Genomic DNA, 23613 nt, shown 5'->3' on the forward strand with positions numbered 1-23613 from the left:
GATGGACACGTCACTGATTGATATTGGTGTAAATCTGATGCATCGTTCGTTTCATGAGGATAGGGAGCAGGTGGTGAAGAGAGCGGCAGTTGAAGGGATTACACCGCTGATTATTACCGGGACAAGTGTCCGCAGCAGCCGGGAGGCTTCTCAGTATGCGGCACGTTATCCCGGCAAGCTGTATGCGACGGCTGGTGTGCATCCTCATGATGCCAAAGACTGTACCCCGGATACGATTCAACAGCTCCGTACGCTGGCGGGTCAGCCGCAGGTCGTAGCCATCGGGGAATGCGGGCTGGATTATAACCGTGATTTCTCTCCGCGTGATGTGCAGCGTCAATGGTTTAGGGAACAGATGAAGCTGGCTGGCGAGCTGAAAATGCCATTATTTTTGCATGAGCGGGATGCGCATGAGGATTTTGCGGCTATGCTGCGGGAGCATCATGGGCTGGTAGATAAGGCGGTGGTGCATTGCTTTACCGGAACCGCACAGGAGTTGCATACGTATGTAAACATGGGATTGTACATCGGTATTACAGGCTGGATCTGCGACGAACGGCGCGGCAAGCATTTGCGTGAACTGGTCAGGGATATTCCGCTGGACCGTCTAATGATTGAAACGGATGCTCCATTTCTCACCCCGCGTAATTTACCTGTAAAGCCGAAGGAAGGACGCAATGAGCCGATCTATCTCGCACATATTGCCGCTACGGTCGCAGAATGTACAGGTCGAAGCATCACGGAGATCGAAATCGCGACGACGGAGACGACCAAACGTTTTTTCGGATTATCTGTAGAAGAATAAGTGGTTATTGAAATCAATATTAGGATTGTCAAAGCAATAGATGTGGTGTACATTATAGTGAATTAAAAAGCATTGTCGGGAGCTTGAGAAAGTCAGGCTGAGAGGGTGGCCCTTGCCACCGACCGTGAAATCTGATCTGGGTAATGCCAGCGTAGAGAAACCTAGAGCACTATACAGGAATGCCGCTTGTCTTGCGGTTGTCGATAGATTCAATTCTTATCCTATAATCAAGCTAGACGGCTGCGCTTGGGCTACTGGTTGTATGAGGCATATCGACGAATGATGTTTTGTATGGTGATCGACCTTTTACTGCGCATAAAGCTTGCCTGGAGATTCAGCTCTGGACAAGCTTTTTTTCATGGCCACGAGGCCTATTTTAAGGAAAAAGGGGAGTACATCATAATGATGAATACTGCTGTAAGAGCGTCTAAAGGATTGAAGCTAACGGATATTTTGGTCACGATTGTGATCGCCGTCGTGTTCGGGTTGGTCTATAAAATATGGGGACCTGCGTATGATCTGGTGAAACCGCTTGGGCTGAACGCCGAGCAATTGGTGTATGGCATGTGGTTTATGGCGGGCACTTTCGCATATCTTATTATCCGCAAGCCGGGAGTTGCGATTTTAGCAGAGGTGGCAGCGGCAACGGTCAGTGCTTTTTTGGGAAGTGAATGGGGGATGTCCACCTTATACTACGGCTTGCTGCAAGGATTGGGAGCAGAGCTGTTCTTTGCGATTTTTCTGTACCGGAACGCCAACCTGTGGGTCACTTCGTTGGCTGCGGCTGGATCTGCTATCGTCTCTTTGATTTTAGACTTCAGTTACGGGTATATTGATCAGCTTTCGACCTGGAACTATGTTTTGTATATCGGATTCCGCATGATTGGCAGTATTGTGATTGCCGGGGTATTCGCGTTCTATCTGGCTAAGGCGCTGGAAGTCACCGGGGTGACACGTACCTTGAGACCCACAACGGAACAGGACTATAAGGGGCTGGACTAATGAGTTTGATTGCCGAAGATGTGGTAGCATCGGTCACTCGTCTTCGTTTGAAATTTCCCGGTGAACAGGAGCTGCTTTTTCACAATATGTCTGTATCCGTCTGTAAGGGGGAAAAGCTGCTGCTGCTTGGACCAAGTGGGTGTGGTAAATCAACGCTGCTCCAGGTACTGAGCGGTCTGATTCCACGCACGATAGAAGTACCGATGAAATGTGATGCTGCTGTCATTCCGGCGCGTGCGGGTGTCGTATTTCAAGATCCGGATACGCAGTTTTGTATGTCGTATGCGGACGAGGAACTGGCTTTTGTATTGGAAAATAATCAGGTTCCCCGGGAGCAAATGCCGGCTCGTATCCGCGAGCTGCTGACGCAGGTCGGTCTTTCAACGGATGAAATACATATGCCGATTGGCAGCATGTCTCAGGGCATGAAGCAACGGTTGGCGATTGCGTCTGTGCTGGCGATGAAGCCGGAGGTGCTTTTTCTGGATGAGCCGACGGCTTTGCTGGATGAAGAAGGCACCGCACAGGTGTGGGATACGATTCGCCACATTTCGGCAGATCAGACGCTAGTGATTGTGGAGCATAAAATTAATGAAATTGTCCATGATGTGGACCGGATTGTAGTGCTTTCTGCTCAAGGGGAAATCATGGAGGATGGGACTGCGGAAGAGGTTTTTCATGTGCATCGGCAGGCGTTGTCTGATTACGGTGTCTGGTATCCGGGCGTATGGGATGAGGCATCTTCACCACGTTGGAGTGAACAAGGGGAACAGGAGCATGGAGTGGGGAATGACTGCGGGGCGTTCATCTTGGCAGCGGGTACTCCTATACTGGAGCTGGAGCATTTTAGCGGCCTTCGGGGTTCGAATTCAGTCATTCATGTAGAGCAAGCGCAGGTGAAGCCGGGGGACTGGATTGGTGTGGTCGGTGAAAATGGGGCTGGTAAAAGCTCGCTGCTGCTCTCCATGATGCGCTTAATCCGAACGCAGGGAAGTTACAGCGTGAACGGAATAGAGGCTGGCGGTACGGAACAGCTGGCAGAGCGTATTGCGTTCGTGTTTCAAAATCCGGAGCTGCAATTCGTAGCGCACACCGTTCGGAAGGAACTGGAGTATTCGCTGCCGGAGAGCTTGTTTACAGCTGAACAGCGCCGGGAGCGAGTGGATCGAATGCTCGTACAGTTTGGGCTGGAACGGCTGGATGAACGTCATCCGTATCAGCTATCGTTGGGGCAAAAAAGGCGGCTGAGCATTGCCACGGCCATTATCCGTGAGCCAGCGGTGCTGCTGCTGGATGAGCCGACCTTTGGGCAGGATGCGCGCAATACCTTTGTCATGCTGGACATGCTGGAACAGCTTAGAGCGGCAGGCACGGCGATTGTGATGGTCACGCATGACCCGGAAATTGTCCGTCGATATTGCACGGATATATGGCGGATACAGAAGGGGGACCTGCGGCATGAACCTGTCTTTTCCCCCTCATGAAACATGGCTTCACCGGGTTAATCCGGGGCTAAAGCTTGTTATGTTTTCCTTGTTGTTCGTGGTCGTCATTCTGATTCACAATCCGAACGTGATGTTCAATGTAGCGTGTGCTATGCTGCTGTTGCTCGTCTGGTCAGGCCATTCGTGGAAGCGACTGCTGCTGTATGGTTCTCCTTTTATACTGGTGTTTATTTCAACCTCCACAGGCATGATGATGTTCGGTAAAGGGGTGACGACCTGGTGGACATGGGGCCTGATCCATATCACGCAGGAAAGCTTTTATCGGGGAATGCATCTTGGACTTCGTGCGCTGAGTATGGCGGCGGCAGGACTGTTATTTGGTTTGACAACCCGCCCGGTGAATCTGTTTTATTCGCTGATGCAGCAATGGAGGCTTCCTCCGAAATATGCGTACAGCTTTTTGGCGGCGATGCGGATGATGCCGATAATGCTGGAGGAATTCCAAACGTTGAGACATGCTCACCGCATTCGGGGTGTACATCAGCATGTGTCCAAATGGAATATGTATGCTACGCTCCGCAGATATGCGATTCCGCTGCTGGCTCAAAGCATCCGGCGCGCCCAGCGAATTGCTATTGCCATGGAGGCCAAGGGGTTTGCCAATGAAACCAAGCGCACGTATTATTATGAAATCCGTTATTCGGCCGTAGATATCGTGTTTATTTGTTATTTTGTGGTGATGATTGCACTGGCTTGGAGACTTGGTATTCAGTTTCCTTATGTGGAGACATGGGATGTACGCTAATTGTTGCCAAAAGGCCGTTGGGCCTGACGCCGAAGAAGGACGCGTTAATTACTGAAAAGGACGATACTCACTTTGCTATTAATCTGGTAGCGCGCAAGGATAATGCGGATTCGGATGCCATTCAAAAGCTGGCGAAGCGAATGACCGGTCGGAAGGTTCGTAAATTTTTCGAGGATAATTACAAGGACAGCGTCGTTCCAGCATTTTAAATACATACGAGTGTTGAAACGTTGTTTTATGATTAGTTGTGGCCTGTATAGGGTAATGAAGTCTGTGATGAGCAGATGGAGTTCCCTGTGCAGGTTTTTTTCTTTTCTATCCTTAATAAGGTGCTGGATCAGAATAGCTTTAATCTACGCGGTGAACTGCTGAATCAAATTGTGCGGAATCCGGATGATACGGTGCAGCGTGAATTTATTTTCTCAAGCCTGTCCGACAAAAGTATGAGCATTCGAGAGTTCGCTGTTCCAAGGCGCGCAAGCTGATGCTGGCGGAAGAGGAAATGCAGCAGATGGAGGGGCTATTGACGAGGTCTTATTCTTAAAAAAAGATGCAACTCTTCTAAATTAGGAGGGTTACACTTTTTGTTTATCGTGATTCTTGCAGCATCCACAAGGTAGATTAGTCAGGCTATACAGATTAGAGCACCACTGTTAAGACTGCAAGCGGTGGCGATGTCGTATAGCGAATGAAATGGTTCGACGCCGACCATCACTCCATCGTTCAAAAGGTGAGTGCAGTCACACAAGTATATTGAAAAGCTTAACTATAATGTATACATATACATCGTTTACATTTCGCTCTTTTGGAATCACGGTTCCAAGTATTCAGGCATAAAGGAGAAGAATAGCCTCATGGATATACAATTACAGTTGGACCCATTGTCAGTTGAACGATTAGCAAGCGCGCTTTCAGCACGACCGGGAGTATTTAAGTTGTTTTATGACACAGAGGGCTGTGGATGTAACGGCGTAATTGTCATCTTGGTGGTCACTGCGCCCGATGCTACCGATATAGTCATTCAGTCCGAGCCCTATTCTTTTTTTGTAGACCGGCAGCAGGAGCAGCAATTCGACAGCAGAATGAGGCTTGAGGCAGACCCTAATTATCCGTCGTTTAAATTGAGCAGTGATGCGGGCCTATTCAGCAGCAACATTAGAATGAAAGATGTGCGTGTAAAATCGGCCACTTGAAGAGTGCTGGATGCTAGGGAAAGCACGTAATGTAAACGGAGACGACTATTGCGAGTATGAAATCCGTTTTTAATAAGTTGGGAATAAGATCTAAATAAGGAGTGATTTTTATGGAAAAGAATAACCTTGCCCAATTTCAAGAATATCAGGAGAATACATTTACTAAACGCATTATTCATAAAGAAGCAGAAAATGTTATCTTTATTCTCAATTTTAGCCCCGGAACCGAGTTGCCGACCCATAACCATCCGGGTGCTAACGTTTATATCCTGGTTCTTGATGGACATGGGGTAGTAACCAGCAATGGGACGGAAACAGCGGTGGCCAAAGGGGATATCATTCATATCACTGGGGATGAGAGTTTCTCTTATCGCAACGGCACAGATATCGAATCCAGCCTTTATGTCGTTTTAACGAAAACGCCCAACGAGCATTACGCTCAAAATATATAATAGAAACTAAATCAGCATCAACCCATAACCAGTAGCGAATCCAAAAAGACGAACCTCATCCAGCAAAAATGGAGCGAAGTTCGTCTTTTTGGATATATCCACTCAGCGCTCCAAAGAACTAAGTTATGTAGTGGCCTCCTTTGTAAATGGTACAATAACCATTATGATCATTCGAGAAGGACGTTGAGATGATGAGAAACTTGCTCGTTTCGGGCTACCGAGCCCATGAATTGAATATTTTCAGCCAAAAGCACGAAGGCATTCCCTATATCAAAAAGGCGATCATAGGCAGGCTCATTCCCCTGATTGAAGAAGGACTGGAGTGGATTATTACCCCCGGTCAGTACGGGGTGGATCTGTGGGCCTGTGAAGTGGCAATTTCACTGAAGCAGCAATATCCTCACTTAAAATGCTCCATTATGGCGGCCTATCAAAATATGGAGGAAAAGTGGAAGGAGGATAAAAAGGAGTATTTTCAGCAGATCTGTAAGGGGGTTGATTATGTGGGAGTAGTCAGCCGCCAGCCTTATCAGGGAATATGGCAACTTAAGGCACGGGATGAACTGCTTTTCCGCAAAACCGATGGTTTATTGCTCGTTTATGACGAGGATGCGGCAGAGGGCAGTCCGCGTTTTATGAAAGAGCTGGCATTAAAAAAACAGCAGGCAGAAGACTATCAATATATCAGCATCAGCTCGGAAGATATCCAGAGCATAGCGGATGAAGAACGATTATTCATGGATCTCTGAAGTTAAGGATTCAGATGAAAAAAAGATTGCGGTGAAAGTCTGGAGCGACAATGATCTGGATGTTCCCATCCAGCAGGCGGTACAGCCCCGGATAAGGTGAGTTACACGTACAATGGGAGACGGGGACGCACTTCATGTTGGGGATCTGGACCCGTACCGTTCAGAGTATGAAGTGTTCAAGGTAAACGAGGACAAAAATGAGACTTACGGCGCTGCCATGTATGACCCTCGTAGTGGAAACATGTTATGGGCGTAAATACAGGCAAGGATACTGGAAGAGGCATGTCGGCAGATATTGATCCGTACACGAAGGGGAACGAGCATGGGCACCGGGCATCGGCGTACGCTCGGCTAAAGGAGAGCTTATTACGAATACGCTACTGTCCTTCATTCATTTTGGAATCTGGTGGGATGGCGACCTGCTGCGTGAACTGCTGGATCATACCTCGTCGAGCGCTGGTAAAATCGACAAGTGAACTATACCCACTCACGCGAATGGATAAAAACGGAAGGGCTCCGGATTGATCGGGGCTCTTTTTGTCATGCCAACAAGAATCCGACGTATGATTTTCGTGAAAAATGGGAACATTAGTTCTTATTAGTGAAATATACGCATGAAAAAGGAGGCGGGATATGTGACTTCTCTAACGACGGAAGGTATGATTGCACTCGTAACCAATGTCGGATTCCCTGCTGCATTAAGTCTGATTCTGTTAAAATATATCCTTGTCACCCTTAGCCGCAGATTGGAGCAGCTTGATCGGTCTGTTAAGCAACTGTCACAATCCCTGAAGGAGGTGGAGGCAAAGCGAGTGAAGCAGTCAGAAGAAACGCACCCGGCAAATACGGACAAACTTCGTGCAGAATGAACAAATAAAGGCAAATAGAAACAATTTAGCAACCCAATTGTGGTGCGGGATTCTTATAATAGAAAAGTATGGAGTTTATGCAGGTATATGATTATGGAGGTGCATCGAATGATGAAAACAGGTACGAAAATAAATACGAAGCTATCCGCGCTGTGTATCGCAACCGCACTTATGAGCGTAACGCAGGCCGCAGCTGCCGCGCCCGCCGTTACCGCTCCAGCGGAGGCGACGCAACCGGGCGTTGCCAGTCCGGCAGCATCTGCCCCAGCCAAGGTGCCAGCGCCCGCCGTGACCGCTCCGGCGGAAGCGACGCAACCGGGCGTTGCCAGTCCGGCAGCATCCGCCCCAGCCAAGGTGCCAGCGCCCGCCGTGACCGCTCCAGCGGAAGCGACGCAACCGGGCGTTGCCAGTCCGTCAGCATCCGCCCCAGCCAAGGTGCCAGCGCCCGCCGTGACCGCTCCAGCGGAAGCGACGCAACCGGGCGTTGCCAGTCCGTCAGCATCCGCTCCAGCCAAGGTGCCAGCCCCGGCAGCATCCGCCCCAGCCAAGGTGCCAGTGCCAGCCCCAGCGCCGTCGGTTCCAGCAGCATCGGCCCCGTCCGTACCGTCGACTGCGAAGCCGCAGGAGCCGTCCACTTCGGCGCCAGCAGCCGCGGCTACCAGCGTGAAACCAACGCAACTGGACAAGCTGAATCACGAGAGCACCATTCCGCTCGTGCTGGAGGCGCAGTCGCGTTATCTGTACGCGATCAGAGGTGGTAGCACGGTGGGCGAATCGTTCCAGTGGAACGGCAAAAGCTACCGCTATCTTTCCGAGGACATCGGCACAAAGACCAAGCTGATCAGCTATCTGACGCAGGCCTATACGAAGCAGGCCAGTGAGCAATTTGTTGGCAAATTTTTCGTTGAAATTAACGGAAAACTTGCTCAACTGGATGCAGATGGTGGTAACCTGCTGGAGTTCAACCGGGCTACAGCGAAAATGGTGACGATGACTCCGGTTAAGCGTAGCTATCTGCTGACCGTGCCTTATCCGGCAGGAACCAAGCAGGCGAACGAGAAAATCACCGTGAATTTTGAAAAGGTCGGCAGCTACTGGAAAATAAGCACCGCGCCGCATGTCATTTTCTAAATTAAGAATTTGCAACATGCTTCATATGGGGTAAAGTGAAGTTGAGACTTGTTTCGTAAGTCACAATTCAAGGCAGGGGAATGCTGGGTAATGATGACACCCATTGGCATTTGGATTCATGGCAAAAGCGGCATGGCAGATGCCAAATCCATTCTAGGCATGTATGTGCTAAAGCTGGATGAACCGCTGACTCTGGTGGTGCCCGACACCGTCAATCCCAAGATGCTGTTTAAGGAACTGGAGGAATTTATTCATTTTCCTGCTCAAGAAGGATAACAGACAAATAAATGCCTGTAGACACTGCATACTCTAATTAAAAATGCTCTAATTAAAAAAGAAGCCGTGGAATAATTAAATCCCACGGCTTCTTTTTTAATGCTCCTCTTCGTCCAAAAACGGGAGATTCACCGAATAGTACATCACGCCCATAAGCAGCACGCCGCCAACCAGATTCCCGAGCGTAACCGGAACGAGATTATGGATCACACCAGCGACAGAGACCGTACCCGGATGGTCCAGCACGAGCGCAATGGCGAAAGTACACATATTAGCCACACTATGCTCATATCCCGAAATGAAAAAGCAGAACACGAACAGCATCATCGCAAACATCTTCGCGCCATTTTCCTTCATAAACATCGGAACAAAAAAGGCAAGGCAGACCAGCCAGTTACACAAAATAGCTCGGAAGAACAGCTGCATTGCGGGCGCTTCCATTTTATGCTCCACCACATTCAGCAAAAAACTGTTCACATTGGAGGACTCAAACAGCCCAGTTAAAAAAATAAGGAGTGCGAAGACCCCGGCACCCAGCAAATTACCGCCATAGCTGGCAGCCCACAGCCGAAGTACCTGTCCCCAGCGCAGCTTTTTACGGAGCGCAGCATAGGTGTAATAAAAGGTGTTGCCTGTAAACAAATCCCCGCCGCCGTAAGCGATCAGAATGATGGCCGCCCCGAACGTGAGCGCTGCCATAGGATAAGTGAATGGAGAATGCTCCATGTAAAAAAAGTTGCCCGTCTTGAACGCCACAATAACGCCGAACCCGATGAACATACTCGCCAGCATGGAGCGTGCCAAATACCGGAGCGGGCTTTGCTTGTAAATTTTGTACTTCTTCATGGCTAGCTGTTCGACACTGCGTAAGCCTTCCGTCTCCATATCCAACGACAACCTCCTATTTTTCTCGAAACATTGCCCAGTCAGCAATCCTATTAGCTTAACAAACCAAGCTTTTGCAACCCGTACAAAATGCCGTCTTCATCTGCGCGTTTTGTGACCATTTTAGCTGCGGCTTTGGCTTCATCACAGCCGTTGCCCATCGCGACACTGTTATGTACAGCTGTCAGCATCTCCACATCGTTCAAACCATCGCCAAAAGCGTATTGATTTTCATCGGCAATGCCCAGTCTGGACGTAATTTCGCGGATGCCCTTTGCTTTGGAGCCACCGTGAGGAACAACGTCCACAGAACTCGGATGCCAGCGTACAAAGTCAAAAGCTTCGAATACCGCTTCATAAAAGGGTTCTTCTTCTGCCGTACACATCAACAGTGTCTGATAAATGTCTCTTCCTTGGAAAAATAGCGGATCATATCCAACCGAAAGCTGGGCCTTTAATGTTCGGATCGACCTTTCGACAAGCTCATGGTTAGGAATATTGGCCTTCATATTAGCATGATCTATATATACGATCGCATGATTATGTGTGAGAGCCAGATCAGTCATCGCTTGCAAAGCTTCTCTGTTCAGCGGATTCGTAGCAACCACTTCCCCGCGAAGCACGACATATTGCCCATTAAAGCTGACGTAAGAATCAATTTTCAACTGCTCGCGGATTTCCTTGAACATAAAAGGCGCGCGGCCTGTTGCAATGGCCACCTCATGACCCTGCTCTTTCAAAGTAAAGACAGCCTTTTCTGCAGTTAGCGGCATTTTCTTGTCATCGTCCAGTAATGTACCGTCGATATCGAAAAAGATAATTTTTTTGTCTGACATGTCCTTACACCTGACTTTCAATAATGTATTGTCGAAATGGACTCATATGGATTCATTATATCAAAGGAACTGCTTCTGAATACACAAATACGTATAAATCCTCATGAATGTCCGACTTCTATAGCTTACAATATGAAATAAGGATTCCTGTAAAATATAATGTATATCTCCTATTTTCATAGACGGGATGTGATCATCATGACAAAAATCCAAGTCACACCGGAGCAACTGGATAGCGTGGCCTCCCAATTTGCCAATGCCCACGGAACACTATATAACCAGTTAAACGGCCTGGATAACACAATGAACAACCTTCACAGCCAGTGGGACGGTATGGAGAGAAATCGCTTTTATAACGACTATCGGACGGCTAAATATACGCTTTCTTCCGTGTTAAACAAGGTCCAATCCATTGAAATTGAGCTGAAAAGCATCGCTTCGAAGTTTAGAAATGCGGATGGCAATCCGCGTGGCTTCTGGACTGCGCTGGCGGCGGCTATGAGCGCTAGTACAGCGTCGGCGGGCAGTGGAGAAGCTGAAAACCACGTTGGAGATGCCTCCAAGACGCCCAAAAACATAGATGATTGGGATCAGGTCGACGCCGATAAATACCATCAATATGAGAAATCACTGAAAGATGCCGAGGCGATTGGAGACATGCAGGTCATGCAGAAAATCCACGATCAGATGAATGTCCTGCAGCTGCAATATGAGGACTCGGTGACCCGTACAGATTACAATACAGGAGAAACGTCCAGGATCACATCCGATTCTCTCGTCGCCGTCACCGAGTTGACGGGCAAGGATGGCACGAGAATGGATATTAATGATGGATAAAAAAGAAAATGTTGCTAAATATGATCAAAATACCAATAAATATGATTACTGAGTCCAAGAGCATACCCAATCCGCCGAAGAGCACGCTCTGGGTAAAACGGCCCAGATCGTCACCGGATATGGCATAGGTCTTATATTGTCGCGTGGGACTGGGGATAGTGGAGCAAGTTCGGGCCTCGGTTCAGGTGCAGCCTCCGGCTGGGAAGAGCACGTCGTCGGCATCGGCGGCGGTATGATCAGTGACAAGGTGCTATTTTCTGTACCCGATGAGGACGAAATCCGCACCATGATCTACCGAACCAACAAAGAAACTGGACATATCGAAAACATGATCATCGTCACCAAAGGTGATAATGAAATGGAGTACCGCTACTGGGAGGACTATAACTAGAAGTGGTATCTATACAATCTACAGTCTTTTTTTCTGGAACAGGTGAGCGACAGTTGGAAACTCAGCTTAATAATGCTTGCTGGATGTAACGTACCATCTCAAATTGATATTAATATTAACGGCAATAAGGAGCAGTCTGATCCGAGTAAGGTTCAGGAAGCTAAGAATTCAACCGCTACAAGTTCTGACACCCAAAGTATTACTGGCAATGCAACTGCATCTAAGGTTAAAACGGCAACTGACAGCACTTCAACCTCTGAAGCATTACCAAAGAAATCCGTAAAATCTAGTTATCCAGTTAAGTAAACCGCGATTGAAGAAGATACATGGTATTGGCGTGTTACCGAGGCACAGGTGAATCTTCGAAAGGGACCAGATATCCATTCTCAGTCAATGGCTGTACTTGAACGTGACGAGGAGCTTGAATATCTGCACCACAAATACATAGACCCTAATGATGATCGCATCTGGTAAGTGCAGACATGGGAAGGGAAAATAGGTTGGGTAAGCAGTCGGGTCATTATCAAGTCTGATGGACGTTACTACAGTAGCTATGCAGATACTGAGGAGATTGAATACTGGCAGGTTACCGTGAGCCAAGCGAATTTGCGTGCAGAACCATCCATCAGCAGTAAAACTGTTGGTATTGTACGCAATCAAGACTATTTAGAATTTCTACAAGATACTGCGTTGGATCCTAGTGATGGGCGAACATGGTATCATGTTGAAACTTCTGATGGTTTAATTGGTTCGATTAGTAGCCGCGTTGTTTTGCGAGGGTAGGGAGATCTTAAAATTTCAATTTAAGGGTCATCTTCAGGAGGAACCGTATAACATCAAAAGAGTTATTTTATGCAAGATTCAGGAATATTTAAGTACAAGTATAAGCTAACGATAAGCCAGTATTTATGGTCAATTATTGGGATGAAGCGGCTTATGAGGAAGTTCAGGCAGATCTGGGGGACTTTATAAAGATAGCAAGTCAGGTTCGGAGTCCATTTCACGATGGATATTGCTCGTACGCAAGCGGGACAATGGATCATTATAGAATTGGGAGACGGGCAGGTTTCGGGATTGCCAGAACACACAGACCTTGAAGCGTTTTATGCAAACTTGAAAAAAGCTGTGGTGAACCGCGGATTATGGTAAAAGGCGTAGGGCTTCCATCGAATTGGAACCCTGCGCCTTATTCGCAGGGTATGTAGCAGCCAACTCAGTCAATCCGGCGACTTTTACAGCTATACGGATCGCGTTGTTTTGTGTCAGGGGAACGGACGGTTTTACGTCAGTGTTATCCAGAATACCTTCTGCATACAGTGCTGCGGATAGGGGGGCATTTTCCAAGAGGATGGTCTTAGGCTGCAAAAGGTGCGGTCATGTGAAATTCTCTCCTAAATAGACTATACTATTTAATATTATTTATTAGCAAAATACTTGTAATTTGATAAAATAACATTTTGTTCCTCTCGAACTGTCAATCCATCTGGAAGAATAGGGTTGAATTAGCTATATATCCATATGACCTACCCGCGTGGTATCTATGGACTTGCAATTGGGGTACCAAATGATAGATGATGGAAGAGGGCCTTTCAGCAGAAAATAGGGCTAAAGGTAGAGAGGATACCGACAAAAAATAGATCGTATTTACTGTATTTTTGTATATTATTGTAGAAAAAGAATGTAATTCAGGTTATAGTAAAGGAAGAAATTAACTAGGATGCGTTTCACCCAAATATGATTTTGTGGAGGGCAACATGAGTACATTTAAAAATTGGCTGAACACAACTAAAAAGGGTCTTGGAGACCAAGTTAAGAAGTTTAAAAATAAAGATTTCATGGAGGCTGTTGTGGCGGGTTGTGCGCTGGTAGCCTTTGCTGACGGTACTATTAGTCCGGAAGAGAAATCAAAAATGGCCGGATATATAAATCTAAGTGAGGAACTGAAAGTGTTTGATATGGGAGAGGTCATCAATCGCTTCAATTACTATGTAGCGAACTTTGAATTTTCGCCTGAAATCGGCAAACAGGAAGCACTCAAAGCGATTGGCAAATTGAAAGGCAAGCCTGAAGTGGGCCGACTCGTCGTTGGCGTATGTAGTGCCATTGGTGCTGCTGACGGTGACTTTGATGCAGATGAACAACGAATTGTCGCTGAAATTTGCGGTGCGCTGGGTTTGAATCCGTCTGAATTTAGTCTGTAAATTTTACGGAAGGGAGGTGTGTTAATCAGTGGCTGTAATTAATCTGGTTAAGGGCCAGAAAATTGATTTGACCAAAGGAAACGCAGGTCTAACCAAAGTTATTGCTGGATTGGGATGGGACCCGGTGCAGTCCAAAGGATTTTTTGGCATCAAGAAACAACCGAATATTGATTGTGACGCTTCTGCCATTTTACTGGACGCAAACGGAAAACTGACTCAATCGGATAACGTAGTATGCTTCCACAATAAAAAAAGCCCATGCGGCTCTATCGTACATTCCGGTGATAATTTGACTGGACAAGGTGACGGTGATGATGAACAAATTGTGATTGACTTGGCACGTATTCCTGCCAGTGTCCACAAAGTGCTTGTTGTTGTAAATATATATGATTGCGTAAACCGGAAACAGGATTTTGGCATGATCGAGAAAGCGTATATCCGCATTCTGGACGGTGCTAATTCCAAGGAACTGGTGACGTTTAATTTATCTGATAATTATGAAGGGCTGACTGCATTGGTTTGTGGAGAACTCTATCGTCATAACGACGAATGGAAGTTTGCTGCCATCGGTGAAGGTACGAATGCCGCACATATTAATGTGCTGGCTCAGCGCTATATGTAATTTATTTTACAAATACCAAACTTAATTATGGAAAAGGGGTTCTTATCATGGCAATTAACTTATCCAAAGGTCAAAAGATCGATTTGACGAAAACAAATCCAGGCTTGTCCAAAATCACGGTTGGTCTCGGTTGGGACACGAACAAATACGATGGCGGTAAGGATTTTGACTTGGACGTATCCGTATTTTTGGCTAATGCAGAAGGTAAAGTAGAATCGGATAAGAACTTCGTCTTTTTCAATAACCCACAAAATGAGAACGGCTCTGTTGTTCATACCGGTGATAACCGTACGGGTGATGGTGACGGAGATGACGAGCAAATTAAAATTGATTTGGGCAGCGTGCCAGCTAACGTAGAAAAGATCGCTTTTACGATTACCATCTATGAAGCACAAGAACGCAGCCAAAACTTTGGACAAGTTTCCCGTGCTTATGCTCGTATTATAAACGAGGCGAATAGTGAAGAATTGATCCGCTTTGATCTGGGAGAAGATTTCTCGATCGAAACGGGCGTTGTTGTAGGCGAATTGTATCGTCATAGCGGAGAGTGGAAGTTCAATGCCATTGGCAGCGGCTACCAAGATGGTCTTGCAGGATTGACGCGCGATTACGGTTTGGCGTAAAAAATCTATACAAAGAAAGCAGGTATGCGGTATGACCATTAGTCTTTCCAAAGGACAACGTATTGATCTGACGAAAACCAATCCCGGCTTGACCCGTGTTGTCGTAGGGCTTGGATGGGATACGAATAAATACAGCGGTGGGACGGACTTTGACCTGGATGCTTCGGCTTTCCTGCTTTATGAAGACGGTAAAGCAAAAGCTGCAGATGATTTTGTATTTTATAACAATCCAACAGGCGGAGCAGGATCTGTGACCCATACGGGCGATAACCGCACAGGTGAGGGCGATGGGGATGACGAGCAAATCATCGTTGATTTTTCGAAGATTCCTGCGAACATCCACCGTATCGGGATCACGGTTACCATTTATGATTACGAGGCACGTGCGCAAAACTTTGGTCAAGTGTCCAATGCTTTCGTACGTGTGGTAGACGCAGCGACGGATCGTGAAGTGCTGCGCTACGATTTGGGAGAGGATTTCTCCACCGAAACGGCCGTGGTATTCTGTGAATTTTACCGTCAGAATGCGGACTGGAAATTCCAGGCGATCGGTAGCGGCTTTGCTGGTGGATTGGGTGCGCTTGCTAAAAACTATGGCTTGGACGCTCAATAATATCCACTTGGGGTGGTGTCCATAGGGCGCTACCCTTTCTTTTTGAGCCATTGAATTGGCGTACGCTGACACATGACAAACGGACAGAAAGGTGACACGATCATGGCTGTTATCGTAGTAAAGGGACAGAAGGCGGATTTAACGAAAACGAATCCGGGTCTGACCCATGTCAACGTAGGGATTGGCTGGGAGTCCCCAGCGTCTCTGGAACTGGATACTTCGGCATTTTTGCTGGGTTCTGGAGGAAAAGTATCGGGCGATGAGGATTTAATTTTTTATAACAATCCGACCACGCCCTTTATCACATATTCAGACGGACAACAGTCCGGTGACAAAAAGCAATTTGCCCTTGATCTGACGCGAATTCCTGCAAACATCGAGAAGATTGCGTTTACGCTAACCATTTATGACGCGGATCAGAAACGGCAAAATTTTGGACAGGTTCAAGGCGTGTTCATTCGTTTTGCTCATCCGGTTAGCGGAGAGGTTTTGCGGTTTAATTTGGACAGCGGATTTACAGTGGAAACGGCCATTGTCATTGGTGAACTGTATCGTCATAACGGGGAATGGAAATTCAACGCAATTGGCGCAGGTTTTTCCGGTGGATTGGATGCGTTGTGCGTTAATTTTGGGATTGAAGTGGAAAATAATCCGGCTCCTCCGGCGCCAGTGCCTACACCACCGTCTCCAACGCCTCAGCCAGCACCAACACCGCCGCCAACACCTCCTGCTCCGAAGCCAGAGCCATCTGCAACACCGGTGAATCTGAATCTGCGGAAAATTGAGCTGAAGAAGAAGGGCGACACCATTAATCTGAAAAAAGGCTCAGGCGGATTGGGTGAAATCCTAATCAATCTGAACTGGAATCAGGTGCAGCAGAGCAAGGGCTTTTTCAGTCGTGGCTCCAAGGGTGTCGATCTGGATCTGGGCTGCTTATATGAGATGAAGGACGGGGATAAAGGTGTTATTCAGGCGCTAGGTGAAGTTTTTGGCTCGCTGAATCGCTTCCCGTACATTGCTTTGGACGGCGACGACCGTACAGGCTCTGTGAAAACAGGGGAAAATCTCCGCATTAACGGTGCTAAAATTTCTGAAATCAAGCGAATTTTGGTGTTTACCTTCATTTATGAAGGCGTTACGAACTGGTCGCAGGCGGACGGGGTGGTCACGTTGCACCAGAAGGACGGACCGGACATTGTCGTTCACCTGAATGAACATGACAACCGCAAAGGGATGTGTGCGATTGCCATGCTCCAAAACGTGAACGATGAAACGTTCAGCATTGAGAGACTCGTGCAGTTCTATGGCGGTCATCGTGAGTTGGATCGTGCACATAACTGGGGCATGCGTTGGTCGCAGGGTAGCAAATAAACTGAATTATCGGAGGCACTCTTTTCATGTTGAATGATTTATTTAAAAATATCAGCGAGAACTACGGCCATTTCTTCTCATGGAGTGATGTTGTAGCGACGTTTACTGATCCGGTGAGTTGGGGGATTATTGGAACTCTCATTTTGCTGGAAGGTCTTTTGTCGGCGGATAATGCCCTGGTTCTCGCAGTTATGGTTAAGCATTTACCGAAGGAGCAACAGAAGAGAGCCTTATTTTACGGGATTTTGGGTGCGTATGTATTCAGGTTTCTGGCCATCGGATTGGGTACATTCCTGATTAAGTTCACGCTGATTAAGGTACTGGGTGCGGCCTATCTTCTCTATATTGCTTATAAGGGCTTATTCAAGTCCGAAGGTGAAGGAGAAGTGAAAAACAAACCTACTTCTTTCTGGAAAACCGTATTAATGGTCGAACTGATGGATATTGCCTTCAGTATTGACAGCGTCATTGCCGCTTTTGGTGTGAGCGAGAAAGTATGGGTGCTGTTCATGGGTGGTATTCTCGGCGTTCTGATGATGCGCGGTGTTGCTCAAGTGTTCCTCAAGCTCATTGATAAATTTCCGGAACTGGAACAGACAGCCTTTATTCTGATCGCCATTATCGGGGGTAAAATGCTGGCTGCTGCTTTTGGCTTTCATATGTCGCAAGTTTTATTCTTCGGCATTTTGATTGCCGTCTTTGTAGGCACAATGGTGATGAGCTCGGCGAAAAGAAAGAAAAAGGCCGACGAAGAGGCTTAATGTATAAAGTATAGCGAAATCCCTCCTGAATCTAAGGGGGGATTTCTTTTATACCCGAGCAACAGGGCTTCAATTAGGCAAGAAAGAGCAAGAGGAGGAGAAGGCCCTGAAATATTTTAATGATTTGACCTCTGAGGAAGTAGAAGCGATCTTTTGTACGCCGCCGTCAGAATTTCATAACCGATCCCCCAAAAGTATATTGGCTTACGCAATAGGGGCGGCTTTGTACATGCCTGCGACCCGTTCGGAAGTAGCGGAAGAGATCAAGAATGGAAAACATGAGGGATTGACGACGGTCATGCTGGATTTGGAGGATGCCATAGGGGATCAACAGGTCGAGCATGCAGAACAGTCGCTGGCACAGCAGTTGCTTCAACTTTTGTCGTATGTGCGGACAGGCGCGATGAGTGAACAGAGTTTACCACTGCTGTTTGTACGTGTGCGGTCTGTGGAACAGTTGGAACGGCTACTAAACGGGTTGGGAGAATCTCTGTCGCTACTGACGGGCTTTGTTTTGCCCAAGTTTTCTTCTGACAATGGACGAGCATATTTTGAACTCATTGCCGGATATAACCGGGGTAAGGCTGAACGGAATATTCCTGTGTTGTACGGTTTACCGATTCTCGAAAGCTCCAGCATCATTTACCGGGAAACCCGCTGGAATGAGTTGCTGTCGATCAAAGAGATTTTGGACCAGTATCAGGAGTATGTGCTGAATGTACGAATTGGGGCAACTGATTTTTCCAGTCTGTTTGGCTTGAGACGTAGCCCGGATATTACAATCTATGAGATTGCCGTCATTCGAGATTGCATCGCTGATATTATCAACCTGTTTGGACGCGTGAACTCGGATTATGTCATTTCCGGCCCAGTGTGGGAATATTTCTCCCATCGGGAACGGGTATTCAAGCCTCAACTAAGAGTGTCACCCTTCGAGGATGCATTTGGTAAGCAGGGACGCAACCTGAGGATGGACTTCATTTCAGATGCGGTGGACGGACTGATCCGAGAGGTCATGATGGACAAGGAAAATGGCATCATCGGCAAAACGATCATTCATCCTTCCCATATTAAGCCGGTACAGGCCATGTACGCAGTGACACATGAAGAGTACATGGATGCCCTGGCGATTGTGGAGCGTAATGACGGTAGTGTGGGCGTATTCAAAAGCACCTATGCCAACAAAATGAATGAAATTAAGCCGCATTTAAATTGGGCTCATCGTATTATAAACAGATCAAAAGTATACGGGGTGTTACATGAACAACAACATTTTGTCAGCCTCTTACCCAACCACGAAAACACACCTGCTGCCTATCCTGGAGCAGTTCAGCGTTAAAATCACGGAAACACATAATCCATTCTGCCTTCCAGTAGACAAGCTGTTTGCGATGGCGGCGCGGGTGAACAAGAAGCGTTCGTTTTTGTTTGTTAGCAAGGTGCTGGGCAAGCATATTCCGGTAAACCCTTACACCTCTCTGCTGAGTGGTGCGGCGCTGGCTATACTGCTGTACAAGGAACTTGTCCCACAGGCAGGACAACAGATGGATGAGCTGATTGGAGAGGCTGTGAAGGGACTTCTGGATTCGGACTATGCCCAAGAAGCGTATTGTAAGCTGATGGAAGAACGTTTGGCTTTTGCGGAGCCGATCAAGTTTGTTGGCTTTGCCGAGACGGCTACGGCGCTGGGACACGCCATGTACCAGGTGTTTGCGGATGGTGCTTCGTATATTCATACGACGCGCGAGGATATTCCGGGTCTTCAGCCGATCATTCGGTTTGAAGAAGAGCATTCGCACGCTGTTGATCATTGCTGCTATGCGCTGGATGAGAGTGCATTTTCGGGAGACGGCCCCATTGTGCTGGTAGATGATGAAATTACGACGGGCAAAACGACCCTTAATATTATTCGGGATATTCAGGCCCATTTTCCAAGAAAGCAATATGTGATTGCTTCGTTATTGGATTGGCGGACAGACAGCGATGAGCAGGCTTTCACCGATCTGGAGGCAGAGTTGGGCATTACGATTACGCCTTTAAGCTTGCTTAAAGGAAAGATTGAGGTACAGGGAGTGCCGATGCTGGATCATGCAGAATACGCTGGACGAGCCGGACACGCAGAACATGCTGCTACTAGCATAGCAGAGGATACGACAGACGCTTCTGAAGTAATTGACCACTGTTTTGAAAAGGATGCGCCTGGTTTTGAACGGGTAGTACACAGCTCAATTTCAACGGACGGATACGCCAATAAGGCTCCTTATTTGAAATATACAGGTCGTTTCGGACTGCAATCCGCTGATAATACTGCGTTGGATGCGGAAATTACACGTACTGCGGAACGATTGAAGAAGCTTCGTTCAGGGCAGCGCACGCTGGTAATGGGTACGGGGGAATTTATGTACATTCCGATGCGAATCGCAGCGGAGTTAGGCTCGAATGTGTATTATCAGTCGACGACGCGCAGTCCGGTTTATCCCCATCGTGAGGAAGGGTATGGCGTCGTTTGTGGTGTGCCTTACCCCTCGCCTGATGATGGGACGGTACCCAATTTTATTTATAATGTAGACTCTGGTCAGTATGACGAGATATTTGTTTTGATCGAAAGGGAGTCAGTCGTGCAGCGAATGAAGCCCATGCTGGATGCTTTGACCCGTCTTGGCTGCGATCAAGTACATGTCGTTTATTTTAATCGGTTAACTGGGCAGGAGAGTAAAGGAGCGCGGATATGAAGCAAGCACTCATGGAGCAAATACAGCAGAAGAACATTCATACGCCCGAACCGTTGGGGAGCTACCCTGCATCGGATGTGACATTTTTATTGAAGGATTTGAGCCGTGTTACGTTGGAAAAAGGGACGGAGGATCGTGAAGAGGCGATTCAGTCGGGAGTCCATTATTCAGAAATGCTTCCGGTGGAATATGAGCCTACAGCGGAATATATTGCATTGTTTCACGAAACGCTTGCCCAATCGGCCGAAAAAGTCGCGTTAGCCGCAGCTTCTGTGGCTGAAATGATTGTGAGAAAAAGGGGCCTGAACACGGCGATTATTTCGCTTGCCAGAGCAGGAACGCCCATCGGTATCTTGATCAAACGGTATATTGACTGGAAGTATGGCGTTTCCCTGCCGCATTACAGTATTTCTATTATTCGCGGCAAAGGCATTGATCGGAATGCTATTTTGTATATTTTACAGCAGCACGGGCTGGATATGGAACTCCAGTTTGTCGATGGCTGGACGGGAAAAGGGGCGATACGGCAGGTGCTGATAGAGGCTTGCCATGAGATGAACGCGGATTACGGATTGCGCCTGAATGATGATCTGGCGGTGCTGGCCGATCCGGGTAGCTGCTCAGATACCTTCGGTACACGGGAAGATTATTTGATTCCGAGCGCTTGTCTGAATTCGACCGTATCGGGTTTGATGAGCCGAACGGTATTACGCGACGATCTGATCGGCACGGACGATTTTCATGGGGCCAAATTTTATGAATCCTGGCGGTCGGTCGATCAGTCCATGACGTTTGTGGATACGGTTTCCAGTTACTTTCAAGACGTGGCTGAAACTGCCGCTACGTATGCAGAACAGATGACATTAAATCCACCTGCGCTGACGTGGCAGGGCTTACGGGATATCGAGGCAATTCAAGAGGCTTTTGGTATTCGGGATATCAATCTGGTCAAGCCCGGTGTGGGGGAGACGACCCGTGTGCTGCTGCGCAGGGTGCCGTGGAAAATCCTAATTGATCGTGAGGATAATCCGAATCTTCGGCATATCGTGCTGCTGGCAAAGGACCGGGGAGTGCCTGTCGAGGTATTTAAAGGGCTGACCTATTCCTGCTGCGGGATCATCAAGCCGCTCAAGGGAGGACAAGAATGATCTACGCAAGCGATCTGGATCAGACGCTAATATACTCCAAACGCTCGCTTGGCGTGCCGTTGGAGTCGCCTGGGCTGCTGCCTGCGGAACACATGGAAGGGGCAACAGCGGCGTTTATTTCCGCACAGGCCCTTCAACTGCTGAAGACGCTGCCCAAAGACGTGATGTTTATGCCTGTGACGACTCGCACGATGGCACAGTATGGACGGATCACGGTGTTTCAAACGGAACTGGTTCCGGCGTATGCCGTGACCAGTAATGGCGGTAACATCATCGTCGGAGGCGAGGTGGATCGGGAGTGGAATCGCCGCATTCACGAGCAGGTGCGCCGAGATGGTGCTAATGCAGAAGAAGCACGTCATGTATTCGGACAGGTGCTGCATGAGGATTGGGTTAGGAGTGAGCGTTTCTGCGACGAGTTATTTTACGCATTCGTTATTGAACGAGATCGGATGCCATTGGAGCAGGTGCTGGAGAAGGCGCGAATCATGCGTGAAATGGGCTGGGAGGTATCCATTCAGGGGCGTAAGGTATATCTGGTGCCTGCTGCCGTGAATAAACGGGCAGCTGTGGAGCATATCCGTAACCTCACGGATGGGGGGCCTATCGTTGCGTCCGGCGATTCTTTGCTGGACCGTTGTCTGCTGGACTATGCCGACTATGCGATTGCTCCGCGTCATGGCGAGCTGTACCGGGAACAGCTGCGGGATAAGCTGGAGGTCAATTACCGTTTTACGGATATGTCGGGTGTATATGCTGCGGATGAGATTGTGGCTTATGTCCATGAAGTACAGCTCATTTCAAGACAGATAGGGGGCAAGGCTCTGTGAAGAAGGTCAAAGTGTATTTTAACCGCTGGTTTTCGGTTGCGTATCATTATATGAATGCTATTCGTAACAATGAGGACGGTATTCCGTTCGAGATCTATGCGACGCACTCGGACCCGCAGCATATGGCATTACAGGCCAGTGATGTGGCTGAGGTGGAGCCGCACACAAGTGGCGTGGAGTATGCACGTTATTGTGCGGATTTTTGCCAACGTCACGGAATGGATGTATTTATACCACGGTGGAATATGCTTGATATCAGTAGGCATCTTCATCTGTTCGACGAGATTGGAACGAAGGTCATCGTATGCCGGGATACCGAACTGCTGGAGCAGTTAATGGAAAAGGATCTGTTTTACGAATCCATTCGCCAAAAGGACATTGTCACGATTCCCGATTATGCTATTGCCAGCAATGCGGAGCAGTTTAAACAGGCTTATGAGACGTTAACGGCACGCGGGCATAAGGTATGCTTCAAGCCATGTAATGCAGAGGGCGGAATGGGCTTTCGCATCATTGACGACGAACGTAACCCGCTGGAGGAGCTGTTCGGTCATGCGCTGAACCATATCTCGTTCGAGGAGGCATATCGGGTATTATCATCCACAGAGTCGTTTCCCAACCTGATGGTGATGGAGCTGCTGGAGGGCTACGAATACAGTATTGATTGCCTGGCTGACCGAAATGGAAAGCTGCTGGCAGCAGTTCCGCGCAGGAAGGCGGGAGGGCGATTACGATTGCTGGAGCAGCATACCGAGTTACTGGATGTAGCGCATAAGGTGGCTGAGGCGTATCACATTCCGTACAACTATAACATTCAGGTAAAATATAACGGCGAGCGTCCCAAGCTGCTGGAGATCAATCCACGGATGTCCGGGGGACTGCATGTATCATGCTTGTCCGGCATCAATTTTCCTTATCTGGCGGTGAAATCGGCTTTGGGTCACGAGGTCGGTCCGCTTCACGCGCAATACGACATTTTAGCCAGTCATATCGAGCAGCCGATCACCATACGTGAATCCTTACATTGACACATGTA

At 47.9% G+C, this 23613-nt stretch carries 31 protein-coding genes and 2 pseudogenes; 30 read left to right on the forward strand and 3 right to left on the reverse strand.

Features of this window, described 5'->3' with window-relative positions; all coding sequences use genetic code 11:
• The first annotated feature begins 1 nt into the window (after nt 1).
• From ACWGOO_RS07495 to ACWGOO_RS07560, 14 genes and pseudogenes are all read left to right on the forward strand, one after another.
• Entirely contained in the window at nt 2-805 is an 804-nt protein-coding gene (locus ACWGOO_RS07495; protein WP_452482153.1) for a TatD family hydrolase, read from the forward strand.
• Between the two features lie 405 nt (nt 806-1210).
• Nucleotides 1211-1807: an ECF transporter S component gene (locus ACWGOO_RS07500; protein WP_452482485.1), complete on the forward strand. Its 597-nt coding sequence runs from the start codon at nt 1211-1213 to the stop codon at nt 1805-1807.
• A complete protein-coding gene (locus ACWGOO_RS07505) occupies nt 1807-3291 on the forward strand; it encodes an ABC transporter ATP-binding protein (protein ID WP_452482154.1) in 1485 nt (494 codons plus the stop codon). The genes ACWGOO_RS07500 and ACWGOO_RS07505 overlap by 1 nt, the downstream gene beginning before the upstream one ends.
• Nucleotides 3266-4057, forward strand: coding sequence for an energy-coupling factor transporter transmembrane component T family protein (locus tag ACWGOO_RS07510; RefSeq protein ID WP_452482155.1), 792 nt, complete (start codon nt 3266-3268; stop codon nt 4055-4057). Before ACWGOO_RS07505 ends, ACWGOO_RS07510 begins: the two co-directional genes overlap by 26 nt.
• Nucleotides 4058-4068: 11 nt before the next feature.
• Nucleotides 4069-4266 (forward strand): annotated as a pseudogene (locus tag ACWGOO_RS07515) (MetQ/NlpA family ABC transporter substrate-binding protein); the annotation flags it as partial.
• Between the two features lie 87 nt (nt 4267-4353).
• The gene (locus tag ACWGOO_RS07520; protein WP_452482156.1) at nt 4354-4542 is read left to right on the forward strand and encodes a DUF5724 domain-containing protein; all 189 of its coding nucleotides are present in this window, start codon (nt 4354-4356) and stop codon (nt 4540-4542) included.
• Nucleotides 4543-4911: 369 nt separating this feature from the next.
• Nucleotides 4912-5250 (forward strand): iron-sulfur cluster biosynthesis family protein, encoded by a 339-nt coding sequence (locus tag ACWGOO_RS07525; protein WP_452482157.1) that lies wholly within the window; start codon nt 4912-4914, stop codon nt 5248-5250.
• Between the two features lie 110 nt (nt 5251-5360).
• Complete coding sequence (locus tag ACWGOO_RS07530; protein WP_452482158.1) at nt 5361-5702, forward strand: cupin domain-containing protein; 342 nt, start codon at nt 5361-5363, stop codon at nt 5700-5702.
• A gap of 188 nt (nt 5703-5890) precedes the next feature.
• A complete protein-coding gene (locus tag ACWGOO_RS07535; protein WP_452482159.1) occupies nt 5891-6451 on the forward strand; it encodes an SLOG family protein in 561 nt (186 codons plus the stop codon).
• 112 nt (nt 6452-6563) lie between these two features.
• Nucleotides 6564-6707 (forward strand): rhamnogalacturonan lyase family protein, encoded by a 144-nt coding sequence (locus ACWGOO_RS07540; RefSeq protein WP_452482160.1) that lies wholly within the window; start codon nt 6564-6566, stop codon nt 6705-6707.
• Between the two features lie 109 nt (nt 6708-6816).
• Nucleotides 6817-6927 (forward strand): hypothetical protein, encoded by a 111-nt coding sequence (locus ACWGOO_RS07545; RefSeq protein ID WP_452482487.1) that lies wholly within the window; start codon nt 6817-6819, stop codon nt 6925-6927.
• 159 nt (nt 6928-7086) lie between these two features.
• Nucleotides 7087-7320 carry a hypothetical protein gene (locus ACWGOO_RS07550; RefSeq protein ID WP_452482161.1) on the forward strand — a complete coding sequence of 78 codons (234 nt, stop codon included), beginning with the start codon at nt 7087-7089 and terminating at the stop codon, nt 7318-7320.
• A 111-nt stretch (nt 7321-7431) separates the two neighbouring features.
• Nucleotides 7432-8451 (forward strand): DL-endopeptidase inhibitor IseA family protein, encoded by a 1020-nt coding sequence (locus ACWGOO_RS07555; RefSeq protein WP_452482489.1) that lies wholly within the window; start codon nt 7432-7434, stop codon nt 8449-8451.
• 108 nt (nt 8452-8559) lie between these two features.
• Nucleotides 8560-8727, forward strand: a pseudogene (locus ACWGOO_RS07560) (HPr family phosphocarrier protein); the annotation flags it as partial.
• A gap of 96 nt (nt 8728-8823) precedes the next feature.
• On the opposite strand, the gene ACWGOO_RS07565 reads toward ACWGOO_RS07560, so the two are convergent.
• Both ACWGOO_RS07565 and ACWGOO_RS07570 read right to left on the reverse strand, forming a co-directional pair.
• Nucleotides 8824-9612 (reverse strand): formate/nitrite transporter family protein, encoded by a 789-nt coding sequence (locus ACWGOO_RS07565; protein WP_452482491.1) that lies wholly within the window; start codon nt 9610-9612, stop codon nt 8824-8826.
• A gap of 53 nt (nt 9613-9665) precedes the next feature.
• Nucleotides 9666-10448 (reverse strand): Cof-type HAD-IIB family hydrolase, encoded by a 783-nt coding sequence (locus tag ACWGOO_RS07570; RefSeq protein ID WP_452482162.1) that lies wholly within the window; start codon nt 10446-10448, stop codon nt 9666-9668.
• A 198-nt stretch (nt 10449-10646) separates the two neighbouring features.
• Here ACWGOO_RS07570 and ACWGOO_RS07575 point away from each other — a divergent pair, with 198 nt between their 5' ends.
• The 5 genes from ACWGOO_RS07575 to ACWGOO_RS07595 all read left to right on the forward strand — a co-directional run bounded on the left by ACWGOO_RS07575 (nt 10647) and on the right by ACWGOO_RS07595 (nt 12825).
• Entirely contained in the window at nt 10647-11285 is a 639-nt protein-coding gene (locus ACWGOO_RS07575; RefSeq protein ID WP_452482163.1) for a WXG100 family type VII secretion target, read from the forward strand.
• 136 nt (nt 11286-11421) lie between these two features.
• Nucleotides 11422-11676 (forward strand): hypothetical protein, encoded by a 255-nt coding sequence (locus tag ACWGOO_RS07580; RefSeq protein ID WP_452482164.1) that lies wholly within the window; start codon nt 11422-11424, stop codon nt 11674-11676.
• Nucleotides 11677-11718: 42 nt separating this feature from the next.
• Nucleotides 11719-11982 (forward strand): hypothetical protein, encoded by a 264-nt coding sequence (locus ACWGOO_RS07585; protein ID WP_452482165.1) that lies wholly within the window; start codon nt 11719-11721, stop codon nt 11980-11982.
• A 168-nt stretch (nt 11983-12150) separates the two neighbouring features.
• Nucleotides 12151-12459 carry an SH3 domain-containing protein gene (locus ACWGOO_RS07590; protein WP_452482166.1) on the forward strand — a complete coding sequence of 103 codons (309 nt, stop codon included), beginning with the start codon at nt 12151-12153 and terminating at the stop codon, nt 12457-12459.
• Nucleotides 12460-12681: 222 nt separating this feature from the next.
• A complete protein-coding gene (locus ACWGOO_RS07595; protein WP_452482167.1) occupies nt 12682-12825 on the forward strand; it encodes an ATP-grasp domain-containing protein in 144 nt (47 codons plus the stop codon).
• On the opposite strand, the gene ACWGOO_RS07600 is transcribed toward ACWGOO_RS07595, so the two are convergent.
• Nucleotides 12817-13020 (reverse strand): hypothetical protein, encoded by a 204-nt coding sequence (locus ACWGOO_RS07600; RefSeq protein WP_452482168.1) that lies wholly within the window; start codon nt 13018-13020, stop codon nt 12817-12819. The two genes, ACWGOO_RS07595 and ACWGOO_RS07600, sit on opposite strands and share 9 nt — an antisense overlap.
• A gap of 410 nt (nt 13021-13430) precedes the next feature.
• Between ACWGOO_RS07600 and ACWGOO_RS07605 the strand changes: the two genes are divergently transcribed.
• From ACWGOO_RS07605 to ACWGOO_RS07655, 11 genes are all read left to right on the forward strand, one after another.
• Nucleotides 13431-13877, forward strand: coding sequence for a tellurite resistance TerB family protein (locus ACWGOO_RS07605; protein ID WP_452482169.1), 447 nt, complete (start codon nt 13431-13433; stop codon nt 13875-13877).
• Nucleotides 13878-13905: 28 nt separating this feature from the next.
• A complete protein-coding gene (locus tag ACWGOO_RS07610) occupies nt 13906-14499 on the forward strand; it encodes a TerD family protein (protein ID WP_431090231.1) in 594 nt (197 codons plus the stop codon).
• A 47-nt stretch (nt 14500-14546) separates the two neighbouring features.
• Nucleotides 14547-15122, forward strand: coding sequence for a TerD family protein (locus ACWGOO_RS07615; protein ID WP_452482170.1), 576 nt, complete (start codon nt 14547-14549; stop codon nt 15120-15122).
• Between the two features lie 31 nt (nt 15123-15153).
• Complete coding sequence (locus ACWGOO_RS07620; RefSeq protein WP_452482171.1) at nt 15154-15735, forward strand: TerD family protein; 582 nt, start codon at nt 15154-15156, stop codon at nt 15733-15735.
• Nucleotides 15736-15837: 102 nt separating this feature from the next.
• Nucleotides 15838-17106, forward strand: coding sequence for a TerD family protein (locus tag ACWGOO_RS07625; RefSeq protein ID WP_452482172.1), 1269 nt, complete (start codon nt 15838-15840; stop codon nt 17104-17106).
• A gap of 26 nt (nt 17107-17132) precedes the next feature.
• Nucleotides 17133-17867, forward strand: a complete 735-nt coding sequence (locus tag ACWGOO_RS07630) for a TerC family protein (RefSeq protein ID WP_452482173.1) — start codon at nt 17133-17135, stop codon at nt 17865-17867.
• A 124-nt stretch (nt 17868-17991) separates the two neighbouring features.
• Nucleotides 17992-19206: an HpcH/HpaI aldolase/citrate lyase family protein gene (locus ACWGOO_RS07635; RefSeq protein ID WP_452482174.1), complete on the forward strand. Its 1215-nt coding sequence runs from the start codon at nt 17992-17994 to the stop codon at nt 19204-19206.
• Between the two features lie 52 nt (nt 19207-19258).
• Nucleotides 19259-20599, forward strand: coding sequence for a phosphoribosyltransferase family protein (locus ACWGOO_RS07640; protein ID WP_452482493.1), 1341 nt, complete (start codon nt 19259-19261; stop codon nt 20597-20599).
• Entirely contained in the window at nt 20596-21747 is a 1152-nt protein-coding gene (locus ACWGOO_RS07645) for a cysteine protease StiP family protein (protein WP_452482175.1), read from the forward strand. Before ACWGOO_RS07640 ends, ACWGOO_RS07645 begins: the two co-directional genes overlap by 4 nt.
• Complete coding sequence (locus ACWGOO_RS07650; protein ID WP_452482176.1) at nt 21744-22577, forward strand: HAD family hydrolase; 834 nt, start codon at nt 21744-21746, stop codon at nt 22575-22577. The genes ACWGOO_RS07645 and ACWGOO_RS07650 overlap by 4 nt, the downstream gene beginning before the upstream one ends.
• Nucleotides 22574-23605, forward strand: coding sequence for an ATP-grasp domain-containing protein (locus tag ACWGOO_RS07655; protein WP_452482177.1), 1032 nt, complete (start codon nt 22574-22576; stop codon nt 23603-23605). Before ACWGOO_RS07650 ends, ACWGOO_RS07655 begins: the two co-directional genes overlap by 4 nt.
• Nucleotides 23606-23613 lie beyond the last annotated feature (8 nt).

The organism is Paenibacillus sp. NPDC055715 (genome assembly GCF_053617595.1).

What these genes read in the sequence shown, in the direction of transcription:
- ACWGOO_RS07495 (WP_452482153.1), top strand. Translation starts at nt 2, where the DNA reads ATGGACACGTCACTGATTGATATTGGTGTAAATCTGATGCATCGTTCG.
- ACWGOO_RS07500 (WP_452482485.1), top strand. Translation starts at nt 1,211, where the DNA reads ATGAATACTGCTGTAAGAGCGTCTAAAGGATTGAAGCTAACGGATATT.
- ACWGOO_RS07505 (WP_452482154.1), top strand. Translation starts at nt 1,807, where the DNA reads ATGAGTTTGATTGCCGAAGATGTGGTAGCATCGGTCACTCGTCTTCGT.
- ACWGOO_RS07510 (WP_452482155.1), top strand. Translation starts at nt 3,266, where the DNA reads ATGAACCTGTCTTTTCCCCCTCATGAAACATGGCTTCACCGGGTTAAT.
- ACWGOO_RS07525 (WP_452482157.1), top strand. Translation starts at nt 4,912, where the DNA reads ATGGATATACAATTACAGTTGGACCCATTGTCAGTTGAACGATTAGCA.
- ACWGOO_RS07530 (WP_452482158.1), top strand. Translation starts at nt 5,361, where the DNA reads ATGGAAAAGAATAACCTTGCCCAATTTCAAGAATATCAGGAGAATACA.
- ACWGOO_RS07535 (WP_452482159.1), top strand. Translation starts at nt 5,891, where the DNA reads ATGATGAGAAACTTGCTCGTTTCGGGCTACCGAGCCCATGAATTGAAT.
- ACWGOO_RS07540 (WP_452482160.1), top strand. Translation starts at nt 6,564, where the DNA reads ATGGGAGACGGGGACGCACTTCATGTTGGGGATCTGGACCCGTACCGT.
- ACWGOO_RS07555 (WP_452482489.1), top strand. Translation starts at nt 7,432, where the DNA reads ATGAAAACAGGTACGAAAATAAATACGAAGCTATCCGCGCTGTGTATC.
- ACWGOO_RS07565 (WP_452482491.1), bottom strand. Translation starts at nt 9,612, where the DNA reads ATGGAGACGGAAGGCTTACGCAGTGTCGAACAGCTAGCCATGAAGAAG.
- ACWGOO_RS07570 (WP_452482162.1), bottom strand. Translation starts at nt 10,448, where the DNA reads ATGTCAGACAAAAAAATTATCTTTTTCGATATCGACGGTACATTACTG.
- ACWGOO_RS07575 (WP_452482163.1), top strand. Translation starts at nt 10,647, where the DNA reads ATGACAAAAATCCAAGTCACACCGGAGCAACTGGATAGCGTGGCCTCC.
- ACWGOO_RS07595 (WP_452482167.1), top strand. Translation starts at nt 12,682, where the DNA reads ATGGATATTGCTCGTACGCAAGCGGGACAATGGATCATTATAGAATTG.
- ACWGOO_RS07605 (WP_452482169.1), top strand. Translation starts at nt 13,431, where the DNA reads ATGAGTACATTTAAAAATTGGCTGAACACAACTAAAAAGGGTCTTGGA.
- ACWGOO_RS07615 (WP_452482170.1), top strand. Translation starts at nt 14,547, where the DNA reads ATGGCAATTAACTTATCCAAAGGTCAAAAGATCGATTTGACGAAAACA.
- ACWGOO_RS07620 (WP_452482171.1), top strand. Translation starts at nt 15,154, where the DNA reads ATGACCATTAGTCTTTCCAAAGGACAACGTATTGATCTGACGAAAACC.
- ACWGOO_RS07625 (WP_452482172.1), top strand. Translation starts at nt 15,838, where the DNA reads ATGGCTGTTATCGTAGTAAAGGGACAGAAGGCGGATTTAACGAAAACG.
- ACWGOO_RS07630 (WP_452482173.1), top strand. Translation starts at nt 17,133, where the DNA reads ATGTTGAATGATTTATTTAAAAATATCAGCGAGAACTACGGCCATTTC.
- ACWGOO_RS07640 (WP_452482493.1), top strand. Translation starts at nt 19,259, where the DNA reads ATGGCGGCGCGGGTGAACAAGAAGCGTTCGTTTTTGTTTGTTAGCAAG.
- ACWGOO_RS07645 (WP_452482175.1), top strand. Translation starts at nt 20,596, where the DNA reads ATGAAGCAAGCACTCATGGAGCAAATACAGCAGAAGAACATTCATACG.
- ACWGOO_RS07650 (WP_452482176.1), top strand. Translation starts at nt 21,744, where the DNA reads ATGATCTACGCAAGCGATCTGGATCAGACGCTAATATACTCCAAACGC.